Source organism: Corynebacterium sp. HMSC056E09 (assembly GCF_001813425.1).
In the GTDB taxonomy this organism is placed as follows: domain Bacteria; phylum Actinomycetota; class Actinomycetes; order Mycobacteriales; family Mycobacteriaceae; genus Corynebacterium; species Corynebacterium hesseae.
Genome location: NZ_KV812521.1, coordinates 921 through 25457, shown reverse-complemented (window position 1 = coordinate 25457; position 24537 = coordinate 921). Strand labels below are relative to the sequence as shown.

General features: G+C 63.5%; 26 protein-coding genes. 21 read left to right on the top strand and 5 right to left on the bottom strand.

Annotated features, from left to right (window positions below; translation table 11 throughout):
• The first annotated feature begins 57 nt into the window (after window positions 1–57).
• The 20 genes from HMPREF2912_RS11465 (at window position 58) to HMPREF2912_RS11370 (ending at window position 19239) form a co-directional block, all read left to right on the top strand.
• Complete coding sequence (locus tag HMPREF2912_RS11465) at window positions 58–3213, top strand: translation initiation factor IF-2 N-terminal domain-containing protein (protein ID WP_070519485.1); 3156 nt, start codon at window positions 58–60, stop codon at window positions 3211–3213.
• Window positions 3214–3414: 201 nt separating this feature from the next.
• Window positions 3415–3720 (top strand): 50S ribosomal protein L21, encoded by a 306-nt coding sequence (gene rplU, locus HMPREF2912_RS11460; RefSeq protein WP_010190885.1) that lies wholly within the window; start codon window positions 3415–3417, stop codon window positions 3718–3720.
• Window positions 3721–3763: 43 nt separating this feature from the next.
• Window positions 3764–4042 carry a 50S ribosomal protein L27 gene (gene rpmA, locus HMPREF2912_RS11455; protein ID WP_070519487.1) on the top strand — a complete coding sequence of 93 codons (279 nt, stop codon included), beginning with the start codon at window positions 3764–3766 and terminating at the stop codon, window positions 4040–4042.
• Window positions 4043–4200: 158 nt separating this feature from the next.
• The gene (obgE, locus tag HMPREF2912_RS11450; RefSeq protein ID WP_070684254.1) at window positions 4201–5730 is read left to right on the top strand and encodes a GTPase ObgE; all 1530 of its coding nucleotides are present in this window, start codon (window positions 4201–4203) and stop codon (window positions 5728–5730) included.
• Between the two features lie 19 nt (window positions 5731–5749).
• Window positions 5750–6982: a glutamate 5-kinase gene (proB, locus tag HMPREF2912_RS11445; RefSeq protein WP_070564657.1), complete on the top strand. Its 1233-nt coding sequence runs from the start codon at window positions 5750–5752 to the stop codon at window positions 6980–6982.
• The gene (locus tag HMPREF2912_RS11440; RefSeq protein WP_070597448.1) at window positions 6982–7911 is read left to right on the top strand and encodes a D-isomer specific 2-hydroxyacid dehydrogenase family protein; all 930 of its coding nucleotides are present in this window, start codon (window positions 6982–6984) and stop codon (window positions 7909–7911) included. The genes proB and HMPREF2912_RS11440 overlap by 1 nt, the downstream gene beginning before the upstream one ends.
• Before the next feature lie 15 nt (window positions 7912–7926).
• Window positions 7927–8832 carry a D-isomer specific 2-hydroxyacid dehydrogenase family protein gene (locus HMPREF2912_RS11435; protein ID WP_070597449.1) on the top strand — a complete coding sequence of 302 codons (906 nt, stop codon included), beginning with the start codon at window positions 7927–7929 and terminating at the stop codon, window positions 8830–8832.
• Window positions 8832–9338: a DUF1707 SHOCT-like domain-containing protein gene (locus HMPREF2912_RS11430; RefSeq protein ID WP_070684251.1), complete on the top strand. Its 507-nt coding sequence runs from the start codon at window positions 8832–8834 to the stop codon at window positions 9336–9338. The genes HMPREF2912_RS11435 and HMPREF2912_RS11430 overlap by 1 nt, the downstream gene beginning before the upstream one ends.
• 75 nt (window positions 9339–9413) lie before the next feature.
• Entirely contained in the window at window positions 9414–10682 is a 1269-nt protein-coding gene (locus tag HMPREF2912_RS11425) for a glutamate-5-semialdehyde dehydrogenase (protein ID WP_070597451.1), read from the top strand.
• Between the two features lie 184 nt (window positions 10683–10866).
• On the top strand, window positions 10867–11787 hold the full coding sequence (locus HMPREF2912_RS11420) for a cutinase family protein (RefSeq protein WP_070684248.1): 921 nt from the start codon (window positions 10867–10869) through the stop codon (window positions 11785–11787).
• 10 nt (window positions 11788–11797) lie between these two features.
• Window positions 11798–12655, top strand: a complete 858-nt coding sequence (locus tag HMPREF2912_RS11415) for a cutinase family protein (RefSeq protein WP_070684246.1) — start codon at window positions 11798–11800, stop codon at window positions 12653–12655.
• Window positions 12648–13265 carry a nicotinate-nucleotide adenylyltransferase gene (gene nadD / locus HMPREF2912_RS11410; protein WP_070684244.1) on the top strand — a complete coding sequence of 206 codons (618 nt, stop codon included), beginning with the start codon at window positions 12648–12650 and terminating at the stop codon, window positions 13263–13265. Before HMPREF2912_RS11415 ends, nadD begins: the two co-directional genes overlap by 8 nt.
• A gap of 107 nt (window positions 13266–13372) precedes the next feature.
• The gene (rsfS, locus tag HMPREF2912_RS11405; protein ID WP_070519508.1) at window positions 13373–13840 is read left to right on the top strand and encodes a ribosome silencing factor; all 468 of its coding nucleotides are present in this window, start codon (window positions 13373–13375) and stop codon (window positions 13838–13840) included.
• Window positions 13837–14535: a histidine phosphatase family protein gene (locus tag HMPREF2912_RS11400; protein ID WP_070564677.1), complete on the top strand. Its 699-nt coding sequence runs from the start codon at window positions 13837–13839 to the stop codon at window positions 14533–14535. The genes rsfS and HMPREF2912_RS11400 overlap by 4 nt, the downstream gene beginning before the upstream one ends.
• Window positions 14535–15323, top strand: a complete 789-nt coding sequence (locus tag HMPREF2912_RS11395; protein WP_070684242.1) for a DegV family protein — start codon at window positions 14535–14537, stop codon at window positions 15321–15323. Before HMPREF2912_RS11400 ends, HMPREF2912_RS11395 begins: the two co-directional genes overlap by 1 nt.
• Window positions 15324–15427: 104 nt before the next feature.
• Window positions 15428–16030, top strand: coding sequence for a ComEA family DNA-binding protein (locus HMPREF2912_RS11390; protein ID WP_070684278.1), 603 nt, complete (start codon window positions 15428–15430; stop codon window positions 16028–16030).
• Window positions 16027–17277, top strand: coding sequence for a ComEC/Rec2 family competence protein (locus HMPREF2912_RS11385; protein ID WP_070684240.1), 1251 nt, complete (start codon window positions 16027–16029; stop codon window positions 17275–17277). Before HMPREF2912_RS11390 ends, HMPREF2912_RS11385 begins: the two co-directional genes overlap by 4 nt.
• Window positions 17274–18221, top strand: coding sequence for a DNA polymerase III subunit delta (holA, locus tag HMPREF2912_RS11380; RefSeq protein WP_070519517.1), 948 nt, complete (start codon window positions 17274–17276; stop codon window positions 18219–18221). Before HMPREF2912_RS11385 ends, holA begins: the two co-directional genes overlap by 4 nt.
• Window positions 18222–18232: 11 nt before the next feature.
• Window positions 18233–18601, top strand: a complete 369-nt coding sequence (locus HMPREF2912_RS11375) for an ankyrin repeat domain-containing protein (protein WP_070530472.1) — start codon at window positions 18233–18235, stop codon at window positions 18599–18601.
• A complete protein-coding gene (locus HMPREF2912_RS11370; protein WP_070519522.1) occupies window positions 18598–19239 on the top strand; it encodes a LysE family translocator in 642 nt (213 codons plus the stop codon). The genes HMPREF2912_RS11375 and HMPREF2912_RS11370 overlap by 4 nt, the downstream gene beginning before the upstream one ends.
• On the opposite strand, the gene HMPREF2912_RS11365 is transcribed toward HMPREF2912_RS11370, so the two are convergent.
• The 4 genes from HMPREF2912_RS11365 to HMPREF2912_RS11350 all read right to left on the bottom strand — a co-directional run bounded on the left by HMPREF2912_RS11365 (window position 19236) and on the right by HMPREF2912_RS11350 (window position 22120).
• Window positions 19236–20414 carry a type II restriction enzyme gene (locus HMPREF2912_RS11365; RefSeq protein ID WP_246816549.1) on the bottom strand — a complete coding sequence of 393 codons (1179 nt, stop codon included), beginning with the start codon at window positions 20412–20414 and terminating at the stop codon, window positions 19236–19238. The two genes, HMPREF2912_RS11370 and HMPREF2912_RS11365, sit on opposite strands and share 4 nt — an antisense overlap.
• Window positions 20407–21216: a DNA adenine methylase gene (locus HMPREF2912_RS11360; protein WP_070624508.1), complete on the bottom strand. Its 810-nt coding sequence runs from the start codon at window positions 21214–21216 to the stop codon at window positions 20407–20409. The genes HMPREF2912_RS11365 and HMPREF2912_RS11360 overlap by 8 nt, the downstream gene beginning before the upstream one ends.
• On the bottom strand, window positions 21217–21480 hold the full coding sequence (rpsT, locus tag HMPREF2912_RS11355) for a 30S ribosomal protein S20 (RefSeq protein ID WP_070519529.1): 264 nt from the start codon (window positions 21478–21480) through the stop codon (window positions 21217–21219).
• 118 nt (window positions 21481–21598) lie between these two features.
• Window positions 21599–22120, bottom strand: a complete 522-nt coding sequence (locus HMPREF2912_RS11350) for a type II toxin-antitoxin system PemK/MazF family toxin (protein WP_070519531.1) — start codon at window positions 22118–22120, stop codon at window positions 21599–21601.
• Window positions 22121–22138: 18 nt separating this feature from the next.
• Between HMPREF2912_RS11350 and lepA the strand changes: the two genes are divergently transcribed.
• The gene (gene lepA, locus HMPREF2912_RS11345; protein ID WP_070519533.1) at window positions 22139–23986 is read left to right on the top strand and encodes a translation elongation factor 4; all 1848 of its coding nucleotides are present in this window, start codon (window positions 22139–22141) and stop codon (window positions 23984–23986) included.
• Window positions 23987–24111: 125 nt separating this feature from the next.
• Here the strand turns inward: lepA and HMPREF2912_RS11340 are convergent, their stop codons facing one another.
• Window positions 24112–24321 carry a hypothetical protein gene (locus HMPREF2912_RS11340; protein WP_070519535.1) on the bottom strand — a complete coding sequence of 70 codons (210 nt, stop codon included), beginning with the start codon at window positions 24319–24321 and terminating at the stop codon, window positions 24112–24114.
• Between the last annotated feature and the right edge of the window lie 216 nt (window positions 24322–24537).

Here is a 24537-nt window from a genome sequence, read left to right as displayed (position 1 = left end):
ACCGTGTGGCGGCAACCTGCGCCCGGGGTGAGCACAACGTCAGGAGATAAGCCACTGATGGCATCCAAGAAGAAAACAAAAGAAGAACGTATTGAATCGACGTTGGCTGCGGCTGTAGCGGGGATTGACCGCGAGGCACTCGCTCCCAAGACTCGCCTTTATGCCTTGGCCAAGCAGGTGGGCGTGGCTTCCAAGGAATTGGTGGCCCAGTTCGCGGAGATGGGAATCAAGAAGTCCGCACAGTCCACACTTACGCCGGAAGAGGTGGGCCAGCTTATCGACGTCCTCGTGCCCGCCACCGAAGCTCCCGAGCAGGCCGCCACCGAGGGCACCGACCAGGCTGCAGCCACGGCTGATGCTGCGCAGACCCCCGAAGAACCTGTCGAAGAAACTACTGAAGCCCCGGCTGAGGAAAAGCCGGAGAAGACCGTGAAGAAGAAGCGCGCCAAGCGCGCGGCGAAGCGCGTGAGCAAGGCAGGCAAGAAGGCTGAGCCGAAGGGGCAGGCAGGGGAACCCACACCGGAAGAGCCTGCTGCGCAGCCGGAGCAGCCGGAGCAGTTGAGCGAGGAAGAAGAAAAGCTGCGTGAGCGCGTGCGCAAGAACGTTGATAACGAGATTTCGCAGATCGTCGACAAGGTCGATGCCGAAATGCTGCACGAGGCGCTCGTCGAGGCCGGTGATAGCGCCGAGGACGAGGACCTCACCCCGTTGATCACCCCGATGGCTGAGGAAGACCCGGACGTGTACGACTTCGCGCCGGTCTTCATGGCGCCGAAGATCACTCCGCTGGCCAAGTGTCAGAAGCCAGAAAAGCGCGAGGAAGAAACCGAGGAAGATTCGGAGCCGGTAAGCCAGCCGCGTGGTCGCCGTCGCGGCAGCCGCGGAACTTCCCGTGGCCGCGGGGCGGAAAGCCGCGGGCCAGCCCGCGAGGAAGTCGAGCACATTGAAGAGCCGAAGGCCATCAAGGGCTCAACCCGCATCGAGGCGCAGCGCCGCCGCCGTGCGGAGCTGCGGGAGAAGGGTCGCGAGCGCCAGCACATCGTCTCCCAAGCGGAGTTTCTCGCGCGTCGCGAATCTGTAGAGCGCACCATGGTGGTGCGCGATAAGCAGCGCACCGACGGCGCGGGCATCATCACCCAGGTCGGTGTGCTGGAGGATGATCTCCTGGTCGAGCACTTCGTCACGACGGAGACGCACCCCTCCCAAATTGGCAATATCTACTTGGGCCGTGTGCAAAACGTGCTGCCCTCGATGGAGGCAGCCTTCGTCGATATTGGACAGGGCCGAAACGGTGTGCTGTATGCGGGAGACATCGACTGGCGCGCATTGGGCATTGGCGGACGCGGCCGCAAGGTGGAAAATGCCTTGAAGTCCGGTGATCAGGTCCTAGTTCAGGTGGCCAAGGATCCTATCGGCCACAAGGGCGCGCGCTTGACCACTCAGATTTCTTTGGCCGGCCGCTTCCTGGTGTATGTGCCCGGCGGGCGCAGCGCGGGAATCTCCCGCAAGCTGCCGGTGCCGGAGCGCAAGCGCCTCAAGGGGATTCTGGAGCGCGTCATCCCGGGGGATGGCGGCGCCATCATTCGTACCGCAGCGGAGAACGTGTCGGAGGAGGACATCGCGTCCGACGTCAACCGCCTGCACTCCCTGTGGGAGGACATTAGCGCCCGCGCCGCGCACGAGAAGGCAACGAAGGGCGCCAAGCCGGTCACCCTGTACGAAGAGCCGGACCTGCTCATCAAGGTCGTGCGCGACCTTTTCAACGAGGACTTCAGCACCTTGGTTGTGGACGGCAAGCGTTCCTACAACACGGTCAGCGCCTACGTGGACTCCATGGCGCACGACTTGGCGGACCGCGTTGTGCGCTACGACGCCCGCGACCACGATGGCGAGGATGCCTTCAGCGCCTACCGCATCGATGAGCAGCTGCAGAAGGCCCTGGGCCGCAAGGTGTGGCTGCCGTCTGGCGGCACCCTCGTCATCGACCGCACTGAGGCCATGACGGTCATTGACGTCAACACGGGCAAGTTCACCGGTTCCGGCGGCAACCTCGAGGAGACGGTGACCCGCAATAACCTCGAGGCGGCCGAGGAGATCGTGCGTCAAATGCGCCTGCGCGATATCGGCGGCATGATCGTCGTGGACTTCATCGATATGGTGCTGCCGGAAAACCAGGACCTTGTGCTGCGCCGACTCAAGGAGGCGCTGGGACGTGACCGGACGCGCCACCAGGTTTCTGAGGTCACCTCACTGGGCTTGGTGCAGATGACGCGAAAGCGCGTGGGCACAGGCCTCATCGAGACTTTCTCCACCGAGTGCGAGGCCTGCCATGGCCGGGGCATCATCATTCACGAGTACCCGGTTGATGAGGATGCCGAGGAGGAGAACTCGAAGCCACAGCGCCGAGGCCGCAAGGAGCGCCGCGCACCGCAGCGCGATCCTAAGCAGCACCCGGCTGCCGTGCGCATGCACCGCGACGACGAGGAAGCCGCCGAGCACGAAACTGCCACAGAAAAGGAAGCTTCGCGCGATGACGAGTCCTCCTTGGAGGAGCTCGTGGCCAACGTGGTCGTCGTCGACGAGGACGAGCCGGATACCCCGGATAGCGCTTCCATTGGCTATGCCGTAGCGGAAAGCCTGGACGCGAAGCGCTCGAAGCCGAAGTCGAAGGCGAAGCGCTCGCGCAAGCCGCGCCGGGCAACGCGTACCTTCCGGGAGCCACAGCGCGAGGAGACGAGTGAGGGCTCGAGCGCGAAGCACGGCAAGCGCGATGAGCACGCCGGTGCGGAAAAGGCATCCAACCAGCGCTCGGAGCAGACCTATGACGAGGCTGTTGAAGCCTTTGAGAAGTCACCGCGCCGCAAGCGCCGCACGCGCGGAAATTCCCGCTCGGATATTCGCCCGAAGCGTGAAGACTTCGCGCAGGACGAGACCCCAGCAAAGGACGCTCAACTAGCCACCTCTAAAAAGGAGGCCAAGGCTGAGCGCAAGGGTGCGGAGCCGGGCGAGAACGCGAGCGTGCGCGCGACCCGCAGCCGCGGCCGCCGCCGAGTGGTGCGCAAGATGGCACAGAGCCAGTCCACCCCGGCGTCGAATGAACGCGGACAGGGGAGCGAAGCGCAGCGGCGAGAGTCTTCCGCACAGACCACAGCGTCGAAGGCACGAAAGGGCGGGCGCGGGAGGCGTCGAGTAGCACGGCGCAGGTCGCGCTAGAAAAGGCGTTTTGCCTTTTCGCCCCCTCACGGGGTAGTCTTTGACAGTCGCTGTTTAGACCATGAATGCGCTCGATGGGACGCGCTGCGGTTCCCGCACGTCTCTCGCGGATGTGGTTCTAAACGCCAATGTCCAATGTCCATTCGTTAGCGGCACCACCCAGCTGCTAGCGAGCCGAGTTTAGATAAGGGGTAGCCCTCTATGTACGCGATCGTCAAGACCGGCGGAAAGCAGTACAAGGTTGCTGAAGGTGACCTCGTCAAGGTCGAGAAGATCGAGGGTGAGCCGGGTTCCTCCGTTGCTCTCACCCCGGTTCTGCTCGTCGATGGCGCAACCGTCAAGTCGAAGGCTGCAGACCTGGAGAAGGTCTCCGTCTCCGCTGAAATTGTCGAGCAGGGCAAGGGCCCGAAGATCGACATCCTCAAGTACAAGAACAAGACTGGTTACAAGCGTCGCCTTGGTCACCGTCAGCCGGTGACCACGCTGAAGATTACCGGTATCAAGTAAGCCTTAACCGGCTCTAATTCATCCCTGAAGGAGGGGAAACCACATGGCACACAAGAAGGGTGCTTCCAGCTCCAGCAACGGTCGCGATTCCGAGTCCAAGCGCCTCGGCGTTAAGCGCTTCGGTGGTCAGCAGGTTAAGGCCGGCGAGATCATCGTGCGTCAGCGCGGCACCAAGTTCCACCCGGGTGAGAACGTTGGTCGCGGCGGCGACGATACCCTGTTCGCTCTCGCGGCAGGCTCTGTTGAGTTCGGCGTCAAGCGTGGACGTCGTCTGGTCAACATTGTTCCGGCCGAAGAGGTTGTTGCAGAAGCAACTGCCTAAGAGCTTCATGGCGTAATCCCGAGCTTTTCGCTCGGGATTTTGTCGTTTTTACGCGGCCGGCGTGGCGGGGGAGCGTGGAGAAAACTAAAGGGGCGTTGCTTCAGATCCCCGCAGTGCTCAACTAGGACGGTATGCCAGGAACCGTTAGACTAGCGGGCATGGCACGATTCATTGACCGAGTGGTTTTGCACTTGCAGGCAGGCGACGGCGGACACGGCTGCGCCTCCGTCCACCGCGAAAAATTTAAGCCGCTCGGCGGGCCCGATGGCGGCAACGGCGGCCACGGCGGAGACATCCTGCTGGAGGTCTCAACCCAGATCCACACCCTCATGGATTTCCACTACCGCCCGCACCTGAAGTCCGGCCGCGGCGGCAACGGCGCCGGTGACTGGCGCAACGGCGCGCGCGGCGAGGACCTCATTCTCGAGGTCCCTGAAGGCACCGTGGTCTATACCGAGGACGGGGAGATGCTCGCGGATCTCACGGTCCCGGGAACCCGTTTCGTGGCCGCGGAGGGTGGTTTCGGTGGACTTGGAAACGCAGCGCTAGCCTCGGCCGCCCGCAAGGCCCCGGGCTTTGCGCTGCAGGGAGAGCCGGGCGAGGCGCGCGATCTAATCTTGGAGCTGAAGTCCATGGCGGACGTCGGCCTCGTCGGTTTCCCCTCCGCGGGCAAGTCCTCCCTCATTTCTGTGCTTTCGGCAGCCAAGCCGAAGATCGGTGACTATCCCTTCACCACCCTCCAGCCCAACCTGGGCGTGGTGGACATGGGCTACGAGTCCTTCACCATGGCGGATGTCCCGGGGCTCATCCCGGGAGCCGCCGAGGGCAAGGGCCTAGGCCTCGACTTCCTACGCCACATTGAGCGCACAGCGGTTCTCGCCCACGTGGTGGATACCGCTTCCATCGAGCCGGGCCGCGATCCGCTCTCCGACATCGAGGCGCTCGAGACCGAGCTGGCCAAGTACCAGGAGCTCCTGGAACAGGACACCGGCCTCGGTGACCTGCGCGAGCGCCCGCGCGTCATCATCCTTAACAAGGCGGATGTTCCCGAGGCAGAGGAGCTCGCGGAATTCGTCAAGGGTGACCTCGAGGAGAAGTACGGCTGGCCGGTCTTCATCATTTCCGCGGTGGCGCGCAAGGGGCTAGAGCCCCTCAAGTACAAGCTGATGGAGATGGTGAAAGAACACCGCAAGTCACAGCCCAAGGCGGCGGTGGACAAGAACCACACCATCATTCAGCCCAAGTCCGTGGGCAAGAAAAAGAAGGGCTCCTTCGCGGACTTCACCGTCCGCCCCGATCCCGAGGTGGAGGGCGGATTCATCGTCGAGGGCGACAAGATCGACCGCTGGATTCGCCAGACCGACTTCGAAAACGACGAGGCCGTGGGCTACCTCGCAGACCGTCTGGCCAAGGCCGGCGTCGAAGAGGAACTGCACCGCCAAGGCGCGCAGGAAGGCTGCCCGGTGACCATCGGGGACATCACCTTCGAGTATGAGCCGATGGCGGGCGGGCGTGCTACTGACGCCGGCCGTGGCCAGGATGGCCGCCTCATGAGCACCGAGCGAGTCTCTGCTGCCGAGCGTAAACGCGCTTCCCAGGCACGCCGCGGCCTCGTGGACGAGTTCGACTTTGGCACGGATGGAGAGGTCACGCGCGAGTCCGCAAACCGCGATCGCTGGCAGGGTTAGCCCGGTATACTGAGCCGGTATGTCATCCGAACACGACAACCAGCTCGACTATCCTCTCCCCCTTGAACCCTTCGAGGGGCCGACCCCGGACGTGGACTACCCGGAGACCACCACGCTATCGGAGAAATCCAGCGGTTTCTCCTCGCCGCTGCGCGAGGAGATCTCCAAAGCCAAGCGCATCGTCATCAAAATCGGATCCTCGTCGCTAACGCGCGATGACTTCGTGACCTCCACCGAGAAGATCGACAAGATCGTCGACGCCGTCTGCGCACGCATGAACGTCTCCGACATCATCATCGTCTCCTCCGGTGCCGTGGCCGCCGGAATGGGGCCGCTGGGCCTGACCACCCGCCCCACCGATTTGGCCACCAAGCAGGCGGCCGCCGCGGTGGGCCAGGTGCACCTGGCCTACGAGTGGGGTGTGTCCTTTGCCCGCTATAACCGCACCATTGGCCAGGTGCTGCTGACCGCGTCGGACGTCGGCAAGCGCGATCGCGCCCGCAACGCCCAGCGCACCATTGACCGTCTGCGCCAGATGCGCACGGTGCCCATCGTCAACGAGAACGACACCGTGGCCACCTCCGAGATGCACTTCGGTGATAACGACCGCCTTTCTGCGCTCGTGGCCAATCTGGTCGGCGCGGATGCCCTCTTCCTTTTCTCTGACGTGGACGGCCTCTACGACAAGAACCCGGCCGAGCCGGACGCCAAGTTCGTGGAGGAGGTGCGCACCGGCAAGGACCTCAAGGCAGTCGTTGCTGGTGACGGCGGCAAGGTCGGCACCGGCGGCATGGCCACGAAGGTCTCCGCTGCCCGCCTGGCCACGCGCGGCGGCATCCCGGTGCTGTTGACCTCGGCGGATAATATCGGGCAGGCGCTTGACGACGCCTCCGTAGGCACCGTCTTCCACACCCGTGAGGAACGCCGTCTGTCCGCGTGGAAGTTCTGGGCTCTGTACTGCGCGGATACCGGTGGCTCCCTGCGCCTGGACGAGGGCGCCATGGAGGCCGTGGTCCGAGGTGGAAACTCCCTGCTGGCCGTGGGCATTACCGACATTAAGGGCGAGTTCAACGCCGGTGAGATCGTGGACATCATGGGGCCCAAGGGCCAGGTCATCGGGCGCGGCGAGGTGGGCTATGACTCCACCACACTGCACAACCTGCTGGGCAAGCACACCGATGAGCTGCCGGAGGATATGCGCCGCCCGGTTGTCCATGCCGACTACCTGTCCAACTTCGCCTCCCGTATTTAATGCGCTATTTCATGGGCCCCGACGTGTGGGCGGCAACTGTGGCAGATATCGACGCAGCCGGACACGAGCGCGTCGAAAGTTTGGCGGAAGCCGAGGTCTTTGTGAATACCGCCTCGGACCCGGCGCAGACCCCGGAGATTCCGGAGAACATCAAGTGGGTGCAGTACTGCTTCACTGGGGTTAACCGCCACATCGATGCCGGGCTCATCCGGCGCGATGGCCTGCCGTGGTGTAACTCCGCGGGTGCTTTTGCCAAGCCCGTGGCGGAATCTGCACTGGGGCTCATGCTCTCCCAGGCGCACCACCACAAGGCTTTCGCCCTCGCGAAGTCCTGGTCGGTGGCGCGTGAGCTCGATGAATCCCAAGCCTGGCTCTATGAGCAGCAGGGGCCAACGCATGTGGTCATCGTGGGCGCGGGAGGCATCGGCAAGCAGCTCATGGCCTACCTCGCGCCCTTCGGCGTGCACATCACCGCGGTGAACCGCTCGGGCCGCCCGGTAGAGGGAGCGGACGTGACGTTGCCCATCGAGCGCGCCGACGAGGCCTGGGATAAAGCGGATTTCGTCGTGAGCATCCTGCCGGCGACGGCCGCCACGGAAGCCTTCTTCGACGCAGCGGTGTTCCGCGCCATGAAGCCTTCGGCGGTGTTCGTCAACGTCGGCCGCGGCAGCACCGTGGTCACGGACGATCTCGTAGAGGCTCTGCGCACGGGCGAGATTGCCGGCGCGGGCCTGGAGGTCATGGACCCGGAGCCGCTTCCGGATGGCCACCCGCTCTACGATCTACCCAACGCCACGCTGACGCCGCACATGGCGGCCTCAGATCACGTGGCCCAGTACCACCTGGGTGCTATCTTCAATGCCAACGCCGCCGCGTGGGAGCGCGGCGAGGATATGCCCACCCGCGTCGACCCGGACGCCGGCTACTAGCTAAGGAGGATGTACATGAAGTACGCCATCGAACCACACTCCTGGGAGGAAACCATCGAGGTGCTCGACGCCGCGGGCTTTGAGCGCGCCCCGCTAGATGAGGCCTCCTTCCTCATCTACACCGGCGATGGCACTGACTTCCCGGACCCGCTGCCGGAGAACATTGGCTTCGTGCAGATTCCTTCGGCGGGCGTGGACCACGTGCTTGAAGTGATGAAGGGGAGCAGCGTGCCGTGGTCGAACGCCGCCGGTGTCTATGACAACACGGTAGCGGAATCCACCATCGCGCTGCTCTTGGCGCAGCTGCATGCGCACCGTCGCGTTAACGGCACGTTTGATTCCTATGCAGAGATGGAGGCGCACACTTCCTATCTTTATGACGACAAGACGGTGGCCATTATTGGCGCCGGTGGCATTGGCAAGCGTCTGATCAGCATGCTCTCCGGCTTTGGGCCGCGCATCATCGCGGTGAACCGCTCCGGCAATCCTGTTGAGGGCGCGGAGGAGACTTACCCGATTTCTGAAGTGGACAAGGTCTGGCCTCAAGCAGACTACTTCGTCCTTATCGCCCCGCTGACCCCGGAGACCCGCCACATGGTGGACGCGGAGGCTTTTAAACAGATGCCGGATCACGCGGTCGTGGTCAACGTGGGCCGCGGCCCGCTCATTAACACCGAGGACCTCGTCGCGGCACTGGAGGCAGGGGAGATCGCGGGTGCGGCACTCGACGTCACCGACCCTGAACCGTTGCCGGAGGATCACCCGCTGTGGCAGGATAAGCGCGTAGTTATCACCCCACACATTGCCAATACGCAGCGCTCCGTGCGAGAAAAGATTGGCGCGCACACCGTCAAGGTGGCCAAGGCTTTCGCGGCGGGGGACAAGCTGCCTACTCTGGTTGACCCGAAGGCAGGCTATTAATGGAGAACCCCGATATCCGCGTTGGTGATGCGGAGCGCTCTGAGGCCCTGGAGCAGTTGAGCCAACACTTCGTCAACGGTGCGTTGGGCCCGGATGAATTTGAGCAGCGCACCGGTGAGGCTGCCGCGGCGCGCACGCGCGGAGACGTCGCAAAGCTCTTTGCGGACCTGCCGGAGCTTTCCACCCCACGTGCTACAGCACCCGCCACCCGCCACGAGGCGGAGCTAGAGGATATGCTCTCCCGCGGGCGCAAGGTGCAGATAGCGGATTCCGTCATTTGGTCCGTAGCGATGATCGCCCTCTTCCTTGGGCTTTTTGTCTTCGACTGGAGCTATTTCTGGATCTCGCCCGTCATCGCGTTCTTCGCTTCCTGGGCTGCGCGCGGGGTGCTGAAGTTCAGCGAGTCGGATGAAGAGCTCTTCGATGAGCTTTCCGAAGGGGAAAAGAAAAAGCGCGCTGAGCGCCTGCGTGCTGCCGCCGAGCGTCGCCGCGAGCTCGGGGCCTAAGACTGGCGTTGCTTAAAGCCCATAGCTGCACAGAATCCCTGACAAGCAGGCAGACCTTCCGTACGCTGGTATGGCATGAGCAACACCGAACGTGAAGAAGTTCTGTCCAAAGCCCGCGCCGCCAAGGCGGTGGCGCCGCAGTTCGCGCAGCTGCCCACCCCGCGCAAGAATGAAATCCTCAACCGAGCCGCGGAAATCCTCATCGCGCACACCGAGGACATCCTCGCTGCTAACCAGCTCGATATCGAGGCCGGCCGCGCCAACGGCATGTCCGAATCCCTCATCGACCGCTTGTCGCTTGATGCCGCCCGCATCGAGGGCATTGCCGGCGGCCTACGCCAGGTAGCTTCCCTCCAGGACCCGGTAGGGGAGATCCTGCAGGGTCGCACCATGGATAACGGCATCCAGATGAAGCAGGTCCGTGTGCCGCTCGGCGTGATGGGCATGGTCTACGAGGCCCGCCCGAATGTCACCGTCGATGCCTTCGGCTTGGCCCTGAAGTCCGGCAACGTGCCGCTTCTGCGCGGTTCCAAGTCCGCGAAGAACTCCAACGCCAAGCTCGTCGAGCTCCTACAGGACACCCTCGTGGAGTTTGATCTGCCGCGCGAAGGCGTGCAGCTTCTGCCTTGTGAGTCCCACGATTCTGTGCAGGACCTCATCACCGCCCGCGGACTGGTGGACCTGGTTATCCCGCGTGGCGGCGCGCGCCTTATCAACGCCGTGGTGGAAAACGCCACCGTCCCCGCCATCGAGACCGGTACCGGCAACTGCCACTTCTATGTCGATGCCTCCGCTGACCTGGACAAGGCCGTCGACATGGTGATCAACGGCAAGACCCGCCGTCCCTCTGTGTGTAACTCAACGGAGTGCGTGCTGATCGACGCTGCCCTTGACGACGCCTCCAAGCTCCGCATCATCACCTCCCTTCAGGAGGCAGGCGTGACCATCCACGGCGATGTGAAGGAGCTCGAGGCCTTCGGCGTTGAGGACGCCGTGGAGGCCACCGACGAGGAGTGGCGCGAAGAATTCCTCTCCATGGATATCTGCGCCAAGGTGGTCGACGGCGTCAACGGCGCCATCGCGCACATTGCCGAGTACACCACCGGCCACACCGAGGCCATTGCGGCCCAGGATGCTGACGTGCTGCTGACCTTCGCCAACGAGGTGGATGCCGCAGCGGTCATGCTCAACGCCGCCACCGCGTTTACCGATGGCGAGGTCTACGGCATGGGCGCCGAAATCGGCATCTCCACCCAGAAGCTGCATGCGCGCGGCCCGATGGCGCTGCCGGAGCTAACATCCACCAAGTGGGTGCTGCAGGGCACCGGCCAGACCCGCCCCTAGGGACAGCTAGAAAAGCTACTCGAAAGGTACTCGAAAGCTACTCGAAAAGAATTTTTCGAGGTTGACCTGCGCAAAGCAATCTACTCGAAAACTTTTCGAGTAGATTGTCTGCCTTGCGCGGGGTTCGTGCTGCGCGCCGGGGGAGCACTGGGTATTCTAAAGCGCGGTAATAACAAAGAACTGAATGGTGCCTTCTCCCATGCTGTCCCGCATTGCTTCCTCCGTGGCCGCCGCCGTCATGGCCGTGTCCGCCTTCATTGTCCCGCAAACCATCTCCGCACCCGCCGCGCACGCTGACGAACAGTGCCCCGCAGTGGTCGTCGTCGCCGCGCGCGGCTCTGGCCAAAACGGTCAGGTTTACCCCACGCAGTATTCGAACCAGGGTGGCCGCGCTTCCAATGGATGGGAGGGCGAATCCATCCGCGCCATGCTGCAGGGCGCCGAGGCACGCTACCAGGCCACTCACGGTGGAAATTCGTTGATGAAGGACGTCTACGTGCTGGGCCTGGAGCCGCAGTACTATCCGGCGACCTACCCGGAATACTCTGTTCCGAACGAGACGGTTCCGAACACCGCGGCTGACCTCGTGCGCCTGGCCACGCAGTACGCCAACCCGGTCATCAACACCGCGGTCTCCGCCATTAACCAGTTCATGTACTCCGTGCAGACCGGCAATCGTGGAGTGACCAGCGCGATCAACAACTATGAAGCCGCCACCGGTTGCCACCCGCAATACATCCTGTCCGGCTACTCCCAGGGCGCCATGATTCTGGCCAACCACGAGGTGGAACTGGCCCGCCGCGGTCAGCTCGCTGGCGTCGTGACCTTCGGTAACCCGCTGACCCGCGCCGGGGACCCGGCCGTCGTCGGCGCAACCCAGGGCGCGGGCGGCCCGATGGGCTACTTCCCGCAGATGCGCGCCAACGTCAGCCGCGTGGACTACTGCCTGCCGCTCGACGCCGTGTGCGACCTCTCCGCCCAGACCCTCTACGCCGCCAAGCCCACCGGCGGCTCCCATGGCCAGTACTTCTTCACCAATCACCAGTGGGATAACCAGGTCTACGATTCCATCGGCCGCATGGTAGATGGCGTCCGTTTCCGCTAAACAGGAAAGAATGAAGTCTCTTTCTTTTCGTGTTTCCTGTGTAGCTGCCGCCCTTGGCACGGCGGCGTCCCTTCTCAGCGCGCCGGTGGCCTCGGCGAGCGGTGTTGGCACGTGCCCCGACACCGTGGTGCTTGTCGCACGCGGTTCAGACCAGAACGAGGAGCAGGGCGAATACGTAGGCCCGCAGCGTTACTCCGAACGTGCGCCGGAATCCACCGGCTTTGAGGGGCGCAACTTTGCCGCCCTGTTCCATCAGGTAGAGCAGCGCCACCCCGGCACAATGGATGACGTCTACGTGCTGGCTTTAGGGCCGGAGGCCTACCCGGCCTCGATGAACCTGCCGCCCTTGGCACAGGAGGGGGAAGACTTGGGCCCGCTTCAGCTTGTGCAGCGAGCGCTCGGGATTCTCCAGGAACACTCCCTCGGGGAGATGGCGTATTCGGTGACGTTTGGAGCTGCCGACAGCCTGCGTACCGGGGCCCGGAATGCGCCGAAGGTGGTGGACAACTATGAGGCCACCACCGGCTGCCACCCGCGTTGGGTAGCCGCTGGCTATTCGCAAGGAGCGCTCGTCGCGACGAGCACGGAGGAGTACCTCGCAGAATCTGGGCGCCTGCATGGTGTGCTCACCTTTGGCAATCCCTTGCACCAGGTGCCGTGGGCTAAGAACCGCACCGGGCTGCCGGCGCAGCGCTACGTCGATTATTGCCTGGAAGGGGATTTCGTCTGCGATTTCTCCCTCGACGCCGCTAACCGCGCTCTGGCCACCAAGGCCGAGCGCCATGCCTCCTATTTCTTGGCGGAGCCTTCCGGGCAGGACATGCAGGTCATCGACTCCGTGGCCGGTATACTCACCAGCCATGACTAGTCCGCAACGCATCGGCATCATGGGCGGCACCTTTGACCCCATCCATAACGGTCACCTCGTCGCCGCCAGCGAGGTAGCCCACCGTTTCCGCCTCGACACGGTGGTCTTCGTCCCCACCGGCCAGCCCTGGCAAAAAGCCGATAAGCAGGTCACCGCCGCCGAGCACCGCTACCTGATGACCATGGTGGCCACGGCGTCGAACCCGCGCTTTACTGTCTCCCGCGTGGACATCGACCGTGAGGGGCCCACCTACACCATCGATACGCTGCGTGATCTGCGCGGAATCTTCCCGGACGCCGAACTCTTCTTCATTACTGGTGCCGACTCGGTGGCGTCCATCATGAGTTGGCGTAACTGGGAAGAGATGCTGGAGATGGCCCATTTCGTTGGCGTGACCCGCCCCGGCTATGACCTGCGCAAGGACATGCTGCCGCAGGATTCCCAGGATGACATCGAGCTGATTGAAATCCCCGCCATGGCCATTTCCTCTACTGATTGCCGCTCCCGCGCGCAGCAGGGCCAGCCGGTGTGGTACCTCGTGCCGGATGGGGTGGTGCAATACATTGCCAAGAACCACCTCTATGGTCCGCACCCGGAAAAGCCCCTGTAACGTCTGTGCCTTTCCGGTAGTCGGGCGGGGGAATTCGACTAGGAAAATGAGCCTTGTCGTGTAAGACTAGAGTTCTTAAGCAGAAAAGTACTTGTGTAGGGATTGTCATGTCGATTACTGATGAAGCACGCCGCATGGCGGAAACCGCCGCCCTGGCTGCGGATGAGAAACTGGCCACCAACATCGCTGCTATTGATGTTTCCGACGTGCTGGCGATTACCGAGGTCTTCGTCTTAGCCTCCGCCGATACCGAGCGCCAGGTGGCCTCCATTGTGGAGGAAGTTGAAGACGAGCTGACCAAGCAGGGCTTCGAGCCCAAGCGCCGCGAAGGCAACCGCGAGAACCGGTGGGTTCTGCTCGATTACGGCCCCATCGTGGTCCATGTCCAGCGCAACGATCAGCGCGAGTTCTATGGCCTGGACCGCCTCTACCACGATTGTCCGCTTCTCGACATCCCCGGTGTAGACACCCCGGAGCGCCCCGGCGAGTGGTCCAATGACGTCAACCCGCGCGACATCGACTCCTTCGATGAGCTTCCCCTGGCCCAGCCAGAGCCGGAAGACGACGAATTATGACCCGCCGCCTCCTCCTCATCCGCCACGGCCAAACGACGTACAACGCCACCGGCCGGATGCAGGGGCACTTGGACACCGAGCTTTCGGAAGCGGGCCACTCCCAGGCCCGTGCCGCGGCCGATCTGCTCGAGGGCAAAGGCATCACCGCTATTGTCTCCTCGGATCTCATCCGTGCCCGTGATACCGCAGAGATTATTGCTCGGCGCTTGGGGCTTGAGGTGTCCGTCGATAAGCGTCTGCGCGAAACCCACCTTGGTGAGTGGCAGGGGATGACCTCCGCTGAAGTAGATGAGCAGTTTCCTGGGGCGCGTGCGTTGTGGCGCCACGACCCCACCTGGGCGCCGCCGCAGGGCGAAAGCCGCGTCGATGTGGCCAACCGTGCCCGCCCCGTGATTGATGAGCTCATGCAGAATCACCCGCAGTGGGATGAGGGGGCTGTCCTCGTCGTCGCGCACGGCGGCGCCATTTCAGCGCTGACCTGCCACCTGCTGGGCCTGGAGCACCACCAGTACGGGATCCTGTCCGGCCTGAAGAATACGCACTGGTCGCAGCTGACCGCACGGCCCGAGTTTGATGCTGCACGGCCGCTCTCCCCACTGGAATTTACCCCGGAGAACGTCGGCCGCGCCCAGTGGTACTTCGATGGCTGGAATATGGGCGGCGCCGTCATCGGGGGCGCGGGGGCGGACGTCTAGTGATCCGCGTTGTTACCGATTCCGCCGCGGGCTTGCCGGCGGATATCGTCGAGGAGCTCGGTATCTGCGTCGTGGACCTGCACGTCATGGAAAGCCATGGCAAGGATGGCGCGGAGCTGTCCACGTCCGGTTTGACTGCCCTCGAGTTGGCTGCTTTATACGGGCAGCAGATGGAGCGCTCCGGTGATGATGGTGTGCTGGCCATTCATCTCTCGAAGGAGCTGTCCTCGACGTGGTCGGCGGCGGTGACCGCTTCCGGCGTTTTCCCGGACACCGTGCGTGTTATCGATTCCGGCACCGCCGGCATGGCGATGGGCGCGGCTGCCATGGCGGCGGCCAAGCTTGCGCAAGAGGGCGCTTCGCTCGACGAGTGCTATGCCGCAGCCATCAACACCCTTGAGCGCGGGCACACTTTGGTCTACCTCAGCTCGACGGAGGAGCTTCGCCGCTCCGGGCGCATGTCCGCGGCCACGGCGATGCTGTCCACTGCGCTGCTGGCCACCAAGCCGATCATGGCCATTCAGGGCGGCAAGCTGGAGATGGTGGGCAAGACCCGCACCCAAACCAAGGCCTTTACCAAGCTGGTGGATCTGGTGGCCTCCCGCGCCGAGGGCAAGCCGGCCTTCATCGCGGTGCAGTACAACGAGGATAAGGTCTCGGCACGCCGGCTGGAGGACCTGCTGCGCTTGGCCCTGCCGGATTCCTCCTTCATGCTGGTGCCGCTTACCGACGTCCTCGCAGTCCACGTCGGCCCCGGTGCCATCGGCGTCTCCGCGGTCTTTAGCTGACGGCGGAGCCGAGCTAAAGACGTTGTTGACGTCTTCAACAAGTTATCCACAGGCTGCGGCTTAAGCCCTCGACGGGGGTGTGGGCGCTGCGTAGCGTCGCGGGCATGAATGCCATTGCTGATCGCCTCCGCGACCTCACCCGCCCGACCGGGGAAGAAGAACTGCTCAACGTCGACTTCCCGCGCGTGCGCGTCCCGCCCTGGTTGGCGCTGGCTGTTGTAGGCGTGGCTGGCGTTGCACTTCTGGCCTGGCTGGGGGCGAGCCGCAGTGCGGAGAACCCCTATGAGGTTGCCGCGCCGAGCAGCGAGGCAGCGGCGGATATCGTGGTTGCGGTCGTGGGTGAGGTAGAGCAGCCCGGGCTGGTGACCTTGGCGCCGGGCGCGCGCATTAACGACGCCCTCGAGGTGGCGCGCCCGCGCGTGCCCACCGATAACCTCAACCTGGCGCAGAAGCTTAACGACGGCGAGCAGATCACCGTCGGCGCTCCACCCGCTGCCCCAGGCGCTGCGGCCGAAGACACTATCTCCCTCAACTCCGCCAGCGAGGAGGAGCTGACGGAGCTTCCGGGTATTGGCCCGGCCACGGCGGCGGCGATCATCGCGCACCGCGAGGAGGTCGGCAGCTTCACCACCGTGGAGCAGCTCATGGACGTTTCAGGCATTGGCCCGGCGAAGTTCGCGAAGCTGAAGGACAAGGTCCGGCCGTGAGAGAGCTGCGGCTCGTGCCCGCCGCGGTGGTGGCGTGGCTGGCCACGCTCGCCGTGCTTTTCGGCCATCCGTGGTTGTTGGGCGGGCTGGTGTGTTTCGCGCTAGCGCGCGGTCAGTGGCGCGGGCAGGGCATCCTATGTGCGGCGAGCGGGGTCATCTTCGCCGCCCTGGCTTATGTGCGCTCGGTGCGCGCCGCGGCATTTCACTTCGGCTCGGAGGTGACGGGAAAGCTCGCCGCCGACCCGGTTCAGACGGCATCCGGGTGGATGGTGCGGCTGCGCGTGCCGGGCTACCCGGCACAGCTGCCGGTCTTCCTTAAGGAGGAACCGGAGGCCTTCGGCGGCTCGCTGGTGACGGTGCACGGCCACCCCGGCCCCTCGGATCAGGTAGGGGTGGGCACAACCGTCTTTAGTGGTGAGCTCACCGCGCACGCCCACAGCTGGACGGCGACGGTCGCGGAAAACTTCCGCGCCGTGTGTGACAACGGCCTCATCCCCGGCATGGTCTTGGGCGATACCAGCCTGCAAAGCCCCGAGGATAAGCAGCTCTACATCGACACGGGTCTATCGCATTTGAGTGCTGTGTCCGGCTCCAACGTTGCCATCGTGTGCACCGCGGCCGCGTTGGTGGTGCCGGGGCAGCGGGTGAGAGTGGGGGCGTCGGCAAGCGCGTTGGCGTTGTTCGTGGCACTTGTGGGGTGGGAACCCTCCGTCCAGCGCGCCACCGTCGCCGGGCTGGCGGGACTGGCGGCGGTGCTCAGCTCCTCGAAGATGGAACCGCTCCATGCCCTGGCTCTTGGCGTGCTCTTTCTGCTCGCGGCGGACAGCGACCTAGCGGTCAGCTTCGGCTTCGCGCTCTCCGTCGCGGCCACCGCCGGCATCGTAGTACTCAGCCCGCTGCTATTGCGGGTGCTGGGCACGGGCATCGTGGCCCGGGCCTTTGCGGTCGCCATCGCCGCGGACATCGTGACCATGCCGCTCATTGCGCTGATGAGCGGGCGGGTCTCGGTGGTGTCAGTCATTGCCAACGTGCTGGTGGCCCCGGTCGTGCCTATTATCACCGTCGTGGGGCTCATCGCCGCCGTCCTGGCGCAGGTGGGGTGGGGCAGGCCCCTGGTGATCCTTATTGAGCCGCTGGCGGATTGGATCCACTTCGTCGCCTCCTCCATGCCGGTGACCACCGTGGCGGCGGGGCCCGTCGCGATGCTCCTACTTGGCGGGTGGGTCATTGCGGCGTTGCTAAGATGACAGGCATGTCTTCTGCCCCCGTGCACCTCATCCTCGGTGATGATGAATTCCTGGCCGAGCGCGCCCGCCTGTCCATCCAACAAGGTGAGGTAACCAAGCTCAAGGCCTCCGAGGTCAGCGAGGGCGAAATCCTGGAAGCCACCAGCCCCTCCTTGTTTGGGGAGGACCGCGTCATCGTCATCAGCGACGTGGAGAGGGCCGGCAAGGAGGTCACGAAGATCCTCCTCGACGCCTGCGCTAACCCCATGCCCGGTATCACGCTCATTTTGATGTACTCGGTGACGGCGAAGACGCTGAAGAAAAAGAAGAAGCCGCCGGAGCTCATCGCGGCGCTGCGCAAGACGGCCGAGGTGCATGAGGTCTTTTCCCTCTACCCGAACGAGCTCGCGCAGTGGGCTACGCGTGAGTTCGCCTCGCATGGGGTGCGGCCTACACCGGATGTGGTGCAGGCGCTTCTCGACGGCGTCGGCTCCGACCTCCGCGAGCTCGCCTCCGCCATCTCGCAGCTCGTCTTCGACACAGGCGGCAAGGTGACCCGCGAGGCGGTGCACGCGTACTACGTAGGTGTGGCCGAGGTGGCCAACTGGGATATCGCGGATGCCGCTGTGGCAGGCCGCGTGGAGGCGGCGGTGTCCACGTGCCGCCGCGCGCTGCAGTTGGGGGCGAGCCCCGTGGCCATTGCATCTGCCCTGGCGAACAAGGTGGGCAACATCGCGCGCCTCTACACCGCGCGCGGGGATCAGTATTCCCTGGCCTCCCAGACCGGCATGGCGCCCTATGCCATCAAGCTCACCCAGCCGGTGGCGCGGCGCTGGTCGGGAGAGAATATCACCAAGGCCGTGATCCTCATGTCGGAGCTGGATGCCGCGGTCAAGGGTCAGGGCGGGGACGAGGACTTCGCCATCGAGGCGGCCGTTAAGCGGGTGGCGGAGCTGGCGCGCTAGACTAACCCTCCATGGATGACATCCAGAACTTTGCCACCAAGCTTTTCGATTTTGCCCGCAACGGCGATGCCACGCTGCTCGAGTACATCAAGCAGGGCGTCAACGTGGACATGGTGAACCAGGACGGGCAGTCCTTCATCATGCTCGCCGCCTACCACGGCCATGCGGAGCTGGTGCGCCAGCTCGCCGCGGCGGGTGCCGACGTCAACCTCCTCAACGATCGCGGCCAGTCGCCGTTGGCCGGGGCTATTTTCAAGAAGGAAGACGCGGTGATCGACGCCCTTCTCGACGCCGGCGCCGACCCCACTGCCGGCCAGCCAAATGCCCTCGACTCGGCTCGCATGTTCGGCCGTGAGGATCTTCTCGAGCGCCTGTCATGAGCTGGTCCGCGTTTGCGGCCATCCTCCTCATGAACCTCGTCGGCGCGGCGGCACCCGGCCCCGACATTGTGCTGGTGACACGCTATGCCACGCGCTCGCGCCGCCACGCCATCGCGGCGTCGACGGGCATTCAGGTCGGCGTGCTGTTCTGGTGCACGCTGACTGTGTTTGGCGCGGCCGCTTTGCTGACCGCCTTCCCGGGAGTTCTCTCCCTGATTCAGGTGATTGGCGGTTGCTTCCTCGTCTTCATGGGCGTGCTGTCCATTCGCTCCGGGCTAGAGCTGCGCAAGCAGCCGCCGGTGGATGAGGAGGAGGCCGCCGCCCGCTTGGGTTCGGTGGGCAAGGTCTTCCGCACGGGGTTGGCCACCAACCTGTCCAACCCAAAGATCGTGCTTTTCCTCGCCGCCATGATCGCCCCGCTGCTGCCGCCGCACCCGCCGGTGTGGCTTTCGGTGGCCTTGGTGTTGAGCCTGTCCCTGTCGAGCTACCTGCTCTTCGTTGTCCTCTCGGCGGTCATCTCGACCCGCGCGATCCGCCGCCGCCTGTTGGCCGCCGGCCCGTGGATCGACATCGGTTCCGGTGCCTTCTTCGTGGTGGCCGGCTGTGCGTTGGTGTGGGCCGGTATCCAGGCCGCCTAGGACTGATCGAGTAGTTCTTTGAGCCACTGGGACCACGCCGCGACCGTGGCGGAGCGGCGGCGTAGGGTCGTCTCACTCAGGCCAAGGTTGGCCGCGCGCATGAACCCGGCCGCCTCGGCCTTGCTCAGCGCGCAGTGCTTATCGACGACAAACCGCACCATCTCCCGGAACACCGGCCGCGAGGCCAGCGCCTCAACGAGGGCGAGGTTGCGCTCGTCGCGCGTGCCGCTGAGCTTGGTCAAACCTAAGTAGCGGGCGGCGTTGGTGTAGTAATCAGCCTGGCGCGGGGTAAAGCCGAAGGCCTCGGGCATCTCCGCCTTCGGCACGGGGTTCTCCAGCAAGCTGATGACGCGGGCAAAGGAATCCGCCTGGGGGAAGGGAACGCGCGTGCCCTCGACCTTCGTGTGCTCCAGAACCTCGCGCACCGCCGCATCAGTCACACCGGACTCGCCCAAAACGTAGCGCGCCGCGCTCACCAGCTCGATGCTGCGGAAGTCCTCCGGCTGCCTAAACACATAGCGGTAGAAGTGAAAGATGCCATTGGAATAGACCAGATACACCGGCACCACTTCTTTATCCAGTGCCCGCGAGAAGCGGCGGAAAGGGAAGTAGAGCTGACGGATGTTGAAGTCGGGGGAGATGTGGTTCTTCGCCTCCACGAGCACGAGGTGCTCGGCGGATTCGAAGCCGGCGTCGATCTCCATCTGGGCGCGGTCCACCTCGATATCGCGTCCGCCGACCCGCATGGGCAGCGTGAGCGTCGACATGCGCCCGCTGACGGTCGGTACCAACTCACCGCCCAAGAAATCATCAAGCATGCCGCTTAAGTGCGCTGCGGTCAACGCTGCGGCCTCCGAGGTCAAGTTCTCGAAGTCAATGGACTGGATGTGCCCCGGAACCGGCATCGACTTCAGCGGCCCGGCCTCCTCCGGGAAAGGCTGGTACAGGTCAAAGCGGCCAATCAGGTAGGCATCGCGGCGAATCGGCAGCATGGACAACCCGTGCTGGCGAAGCACCTCGGGGCGCGCGGCGGAAAAATCGTGCTTGGCCATCAACCGCGGCTCGCGCCCGGAAAGCTCCTTGAGCTTCGCGGCGGGCAACACCACATAGCCCTGGTCCGCGATGTCGGCGGCGAGGTGGGGATAGACACGGTCCCAGGCGGCGTCGTTAAGCATAATTGCGCACGAGCACCTCATCGACCTTGCCGCGCTTCGACGCCACGGAATTCACCGCGCGCGTAGCCCCCACGATCTCGATGCGATAGTCCGCGTACAGCTCCTTGATGAAGTCCGTCGCCGAATTCGACAGCAGGAACTTCACCCCGCGCGCAGTAAGGGCATCGCAGGTTTCCTTCAGCCGAATCTGGTCCTCGCGGCCGAAGCCCCCCGACTGATAGCCGGTGAAATTGCTCGTGGGGTTGACCGGATCGTATGGCGGATCGAAGTAAACAAAATCCCCCTCGTTGGCCTCCACCGCGGCATAATCGCCGTTATAGAACGTCACGTCGTGGGAGGACAGGTACTCCGAAACCGCGCGCAGATTCGGCTCATCACAGATCTTCGGGTTGGCATAGCGGCCAAACGGGGCGTTGAACTGACCCGAGTTATTCACCCGATAAAGACCGTTGTAGCAGGTCTTATTCAAATAAATCGTGCGTGCAGCCCGCTCCACGGGACTCAAGTGCGCAAACTCCGGCTCGCGGTCGCGGGCGCGCATCTCGTAGAAGAAATCCGAATCATTCGGATAGCCCTTTAAAAGGGCAATGAGCTCGTCCACGTCATCGCGGACCACCTCGTAGACGGTGATGAGCTCGGTGTTCAGGTCATTGACCCGGGCGCGTTCGGGCGCCAAAGAAAAAAGAACCGCCCCGCCGCCCAAGAAAGGCTCGACATAAGCGTCGAAGCTCTCGGGCAGCATGGAGTGGATAATGGGTAGCAGTTGGCGCTTTCCCCCCACCCACTTCAGGAGCGGTTTCATTTAGGCCATCTTGTTGAAGGCGTTGGCCATACCGGACTTCTTGTTAGCCGCGGTGTTGCGGTGGAAGACGCCCTTGGACACGGACTTGTCCAGTGCGCGGGAAGCAACGCGCAGCTGCTTCTCGGCTGCAGCCTTGTCACCAGCGGCGACGGCCTCGCGGAACTTGCGGATCTCGGTACGCACGGCGGAGCGTACGGACTTGTTGCGCTGACGAGACTTCTCGTTGGTCAGGATGCGCTTCTGCTTGGACTTGATGTTTGCCATCGATATACCTCTTAGAGTCGTAGGAATTCTTTACCGAGGAAGGCGGACCCAAGGTCCTGACCGCCAGCGTGCCCCGGCATCCCAAGAAATTTATCAGGGCGCAGGCTAAATCCCCAAATCACGCCCAGTGATAGCGGGAGCGCAGGCGGTTGGCAATGCGCTCGAAGCGGCGTTCCGGAAAGAGCGTTCCCTGCCGGCGGCACTGTTCCTCCGAAATCTCCAGCACTCGATCCATCCGCACCCAGCATTGCCGGCCGGTTTCATCCCACTCGCCGGTGCCGATATCGAGCCACTCTTCTTTGTTCGCGTGACCCGGGTTGGAGGAGATGAGAAGGCCGAGCACCGTGGTACGCGTGCGGGAGACAATCAGCACTGCGCGCTCGCGCGGCGGGGATTGCTTGCCATCGGAGGGCGCCCACACCCACACGACCTCCCCGGAGTCAGCCTGCCCGTCCATGTCGGGGGTGAAGAAGACGCTGCGCGGGTGGGCGGAGGCGGCCTCGACGCGGATATCGGCGGCCTTGCGGGGTTCCGTCACGGAATCGTTTTGGTTCAACCCCAAGCGTTCGGTGATGCGCTCGAGGCCGGCGTCGACAGGCTCGGGGCCTCCGATGCCGAGAATGCGGGCCAACCTAGACATGTCGTCTATTCTAAACGCATGTCTACAAACTTCGCGGCTACTACGTTTACGGATCCGTCCAAGATCCGAAACTTCTGCATTATCGCCCACATCGACCACGGCAAGTCGACGCTGGCTGATCGCATCCTGCAGTTGTCGCAGGTGGTAGAGGAGCGCGACATGCGCGACCAATACCTCGACAACATGGATATCGAGCGCGAGCGCGGCATCACCATTAAGGCGCAGAACGTGCGCCTGCCCTGGATTCCCCAGTCCGGTCCCCTGAAGGGGGAGGAGATCGTCATGCAGATGATCGATACGCCCGGCCACGTGGACTTCACTTACGAGGTCTCCCGCGCGCTGGAGGCGTGTGAGGGCGCCATCCTGCTTGTCGACGCCGCCCAAGGCATCGAGGCCCAAACCCTGGCCAACCTTTACCTGGCCATGGAGAATGACCTGGAGATCATCCCGGTCCTTAACAAGATTGACTTGCCCGCGGCCGACCCGGAGAAGTACTCCCTGGAGATCGCCCACATCATCGGCTGCGAGCCGGAAGAGGTGCTGCGCGTCTCCGGTAAGACCGGCGAGGGCGTGGCGGAGTTGCTGGACAAGGTTGCGGAGCTTGTCCCGGCGCCCACCTCCGAGTTCGGGCCCGATGCTCCGGCCCGTGCCATGGTCTTCGACTCGGTCTACGACACCTACCGCGGCGTGGTGACCTACATCCGCATGATGGACGGCAAGCTCACCCCGCGCCAGAAGGTCACTATGATGTCCACGGGCGCCAACCACGAGCTTCTGGAGGTGGGCATTGTTTCACCGACCATGCAGAAGTGCGAGGGCCTAGGCCCGGGCGAGGTGGGCTACCTCATTACCGGCGTAAAGAACGTGCGTGAGACCAAGGTGGGTGACACGATTACGTGGGCGTCGAATGGCGCGAGCGAGCCGCTCAAGGGCTACGCCGACCCGAACCCCATGGTGTACTCGGGTTTGTTCCCGATCTCCCAGGCAGACTTCCCGGACTTGCGCGATGCACTGGAGAAGCTGCAGCTTAACGACGCCTCCCTCACCTTCGAGCCCGAGACCTCCGTGGCCCTGGGCTTCGGCTTCCGCTGTGGATTCTTGGGCCTGCTGCACATGGAAATCACGCGTGACCGTTTGGAGCGCGAGTTTGGATTGGACCTGATTTCCACCGCCCCGTCGGTGACCTACCGCGTGGTGGCAGAAGACGGCGAGGAATCGTATGTGCACAATCCCTCCGACTGGCCGGCGGGCAAGCTGCGTGAGGTTCACGAGCCGATTGTGAAGATGACCATCATCGTGCCGGAGGAGTTTGTGGGCCCGACGATGGAGCTGTGCCAGTCCAAGCGCGGCCAGATGGGTGGCATGGACTACCTGTCTGAGGACCGCGTGGAGCTGCGCTACACCATGCCGCTGGGTGAAATCATCTTCGACTTCTTCGACATGCTGAAGTCCCGCACCAAGGGCTACGCTTCCCTCAACTACGAGGAGGCCGGCGAACAGCTGGCGGACCTGGTGAAGGTGGATATCCTGCTCAACGGTGATCCGGTGGATGCCTTCTCCGCGATTGTGCACCGTGATTCCGCGCAGTGGTACGGCAATAAGATGACGAAGAAGCTCAAGGAGATCATCCCGCGCCAGCAGTTCGAGGTCCCCGTCCAGGCGGCCATCGGCTCCAAGATCATCGCGCGTGAAAACATCCGCGCCATGCGCAAGGACGTGCTGGCCAAGTGCTACGGCGGCGATATCTCCCGTAAGCGCAAGCTGCTGGAGAAGCAGAAGGCCGGTAAGAAGCGCATGAAGTCCATCGGTTCCGTTTCCGTGCCGCAGGAGGCCTTCGTGGCGGCGCTGTCCACGGACGCCGACTAACGCATCGAGCACCTCCGGTACCGGTCGGGCCACCATCACTGTCTGGAGGTATTGGTGCTGATCAGGGCGAACTTGCGCTGTTGGAGGCTGAAAGCGCCCGGTTTGATATGGTGCCTTCAGCCTGCCTACTGGGCGTTAAAGGAGTAGCTGCCGGTGAGCTGATTGTGGATTGTCACCGAGTAGTCTTGGCCGTTGGCGGTGGCGCCGTCCACAAGCATGGCGAGCTCTTGTGAGTTGTAATAGCGGCTTAGGCCCACGTAAAGAATAAGCAGGAGGATGCTGCCCGCGACTGCGATTGAAGTGGCAATCTTCCACACGCTTACTTGGTTGGTCACGAGTGGTCCTTTCATGCGTGAAAACTTCGGTCACTGTAGCTACTAGTACGATAACAAGTCTTTTATGTGCACGGTATTGAATTAGAACCAGTGCACCCATTATTCCGGGGAAGTTCAGGCAGGGATCACCGGTTTTCGTCTCAACCTGTCCTAGGCTGACGAGTGCGCTGACTTAAGGATCGCCGATGTGCCCGTCAACCATCTTTCGGTTGGCGG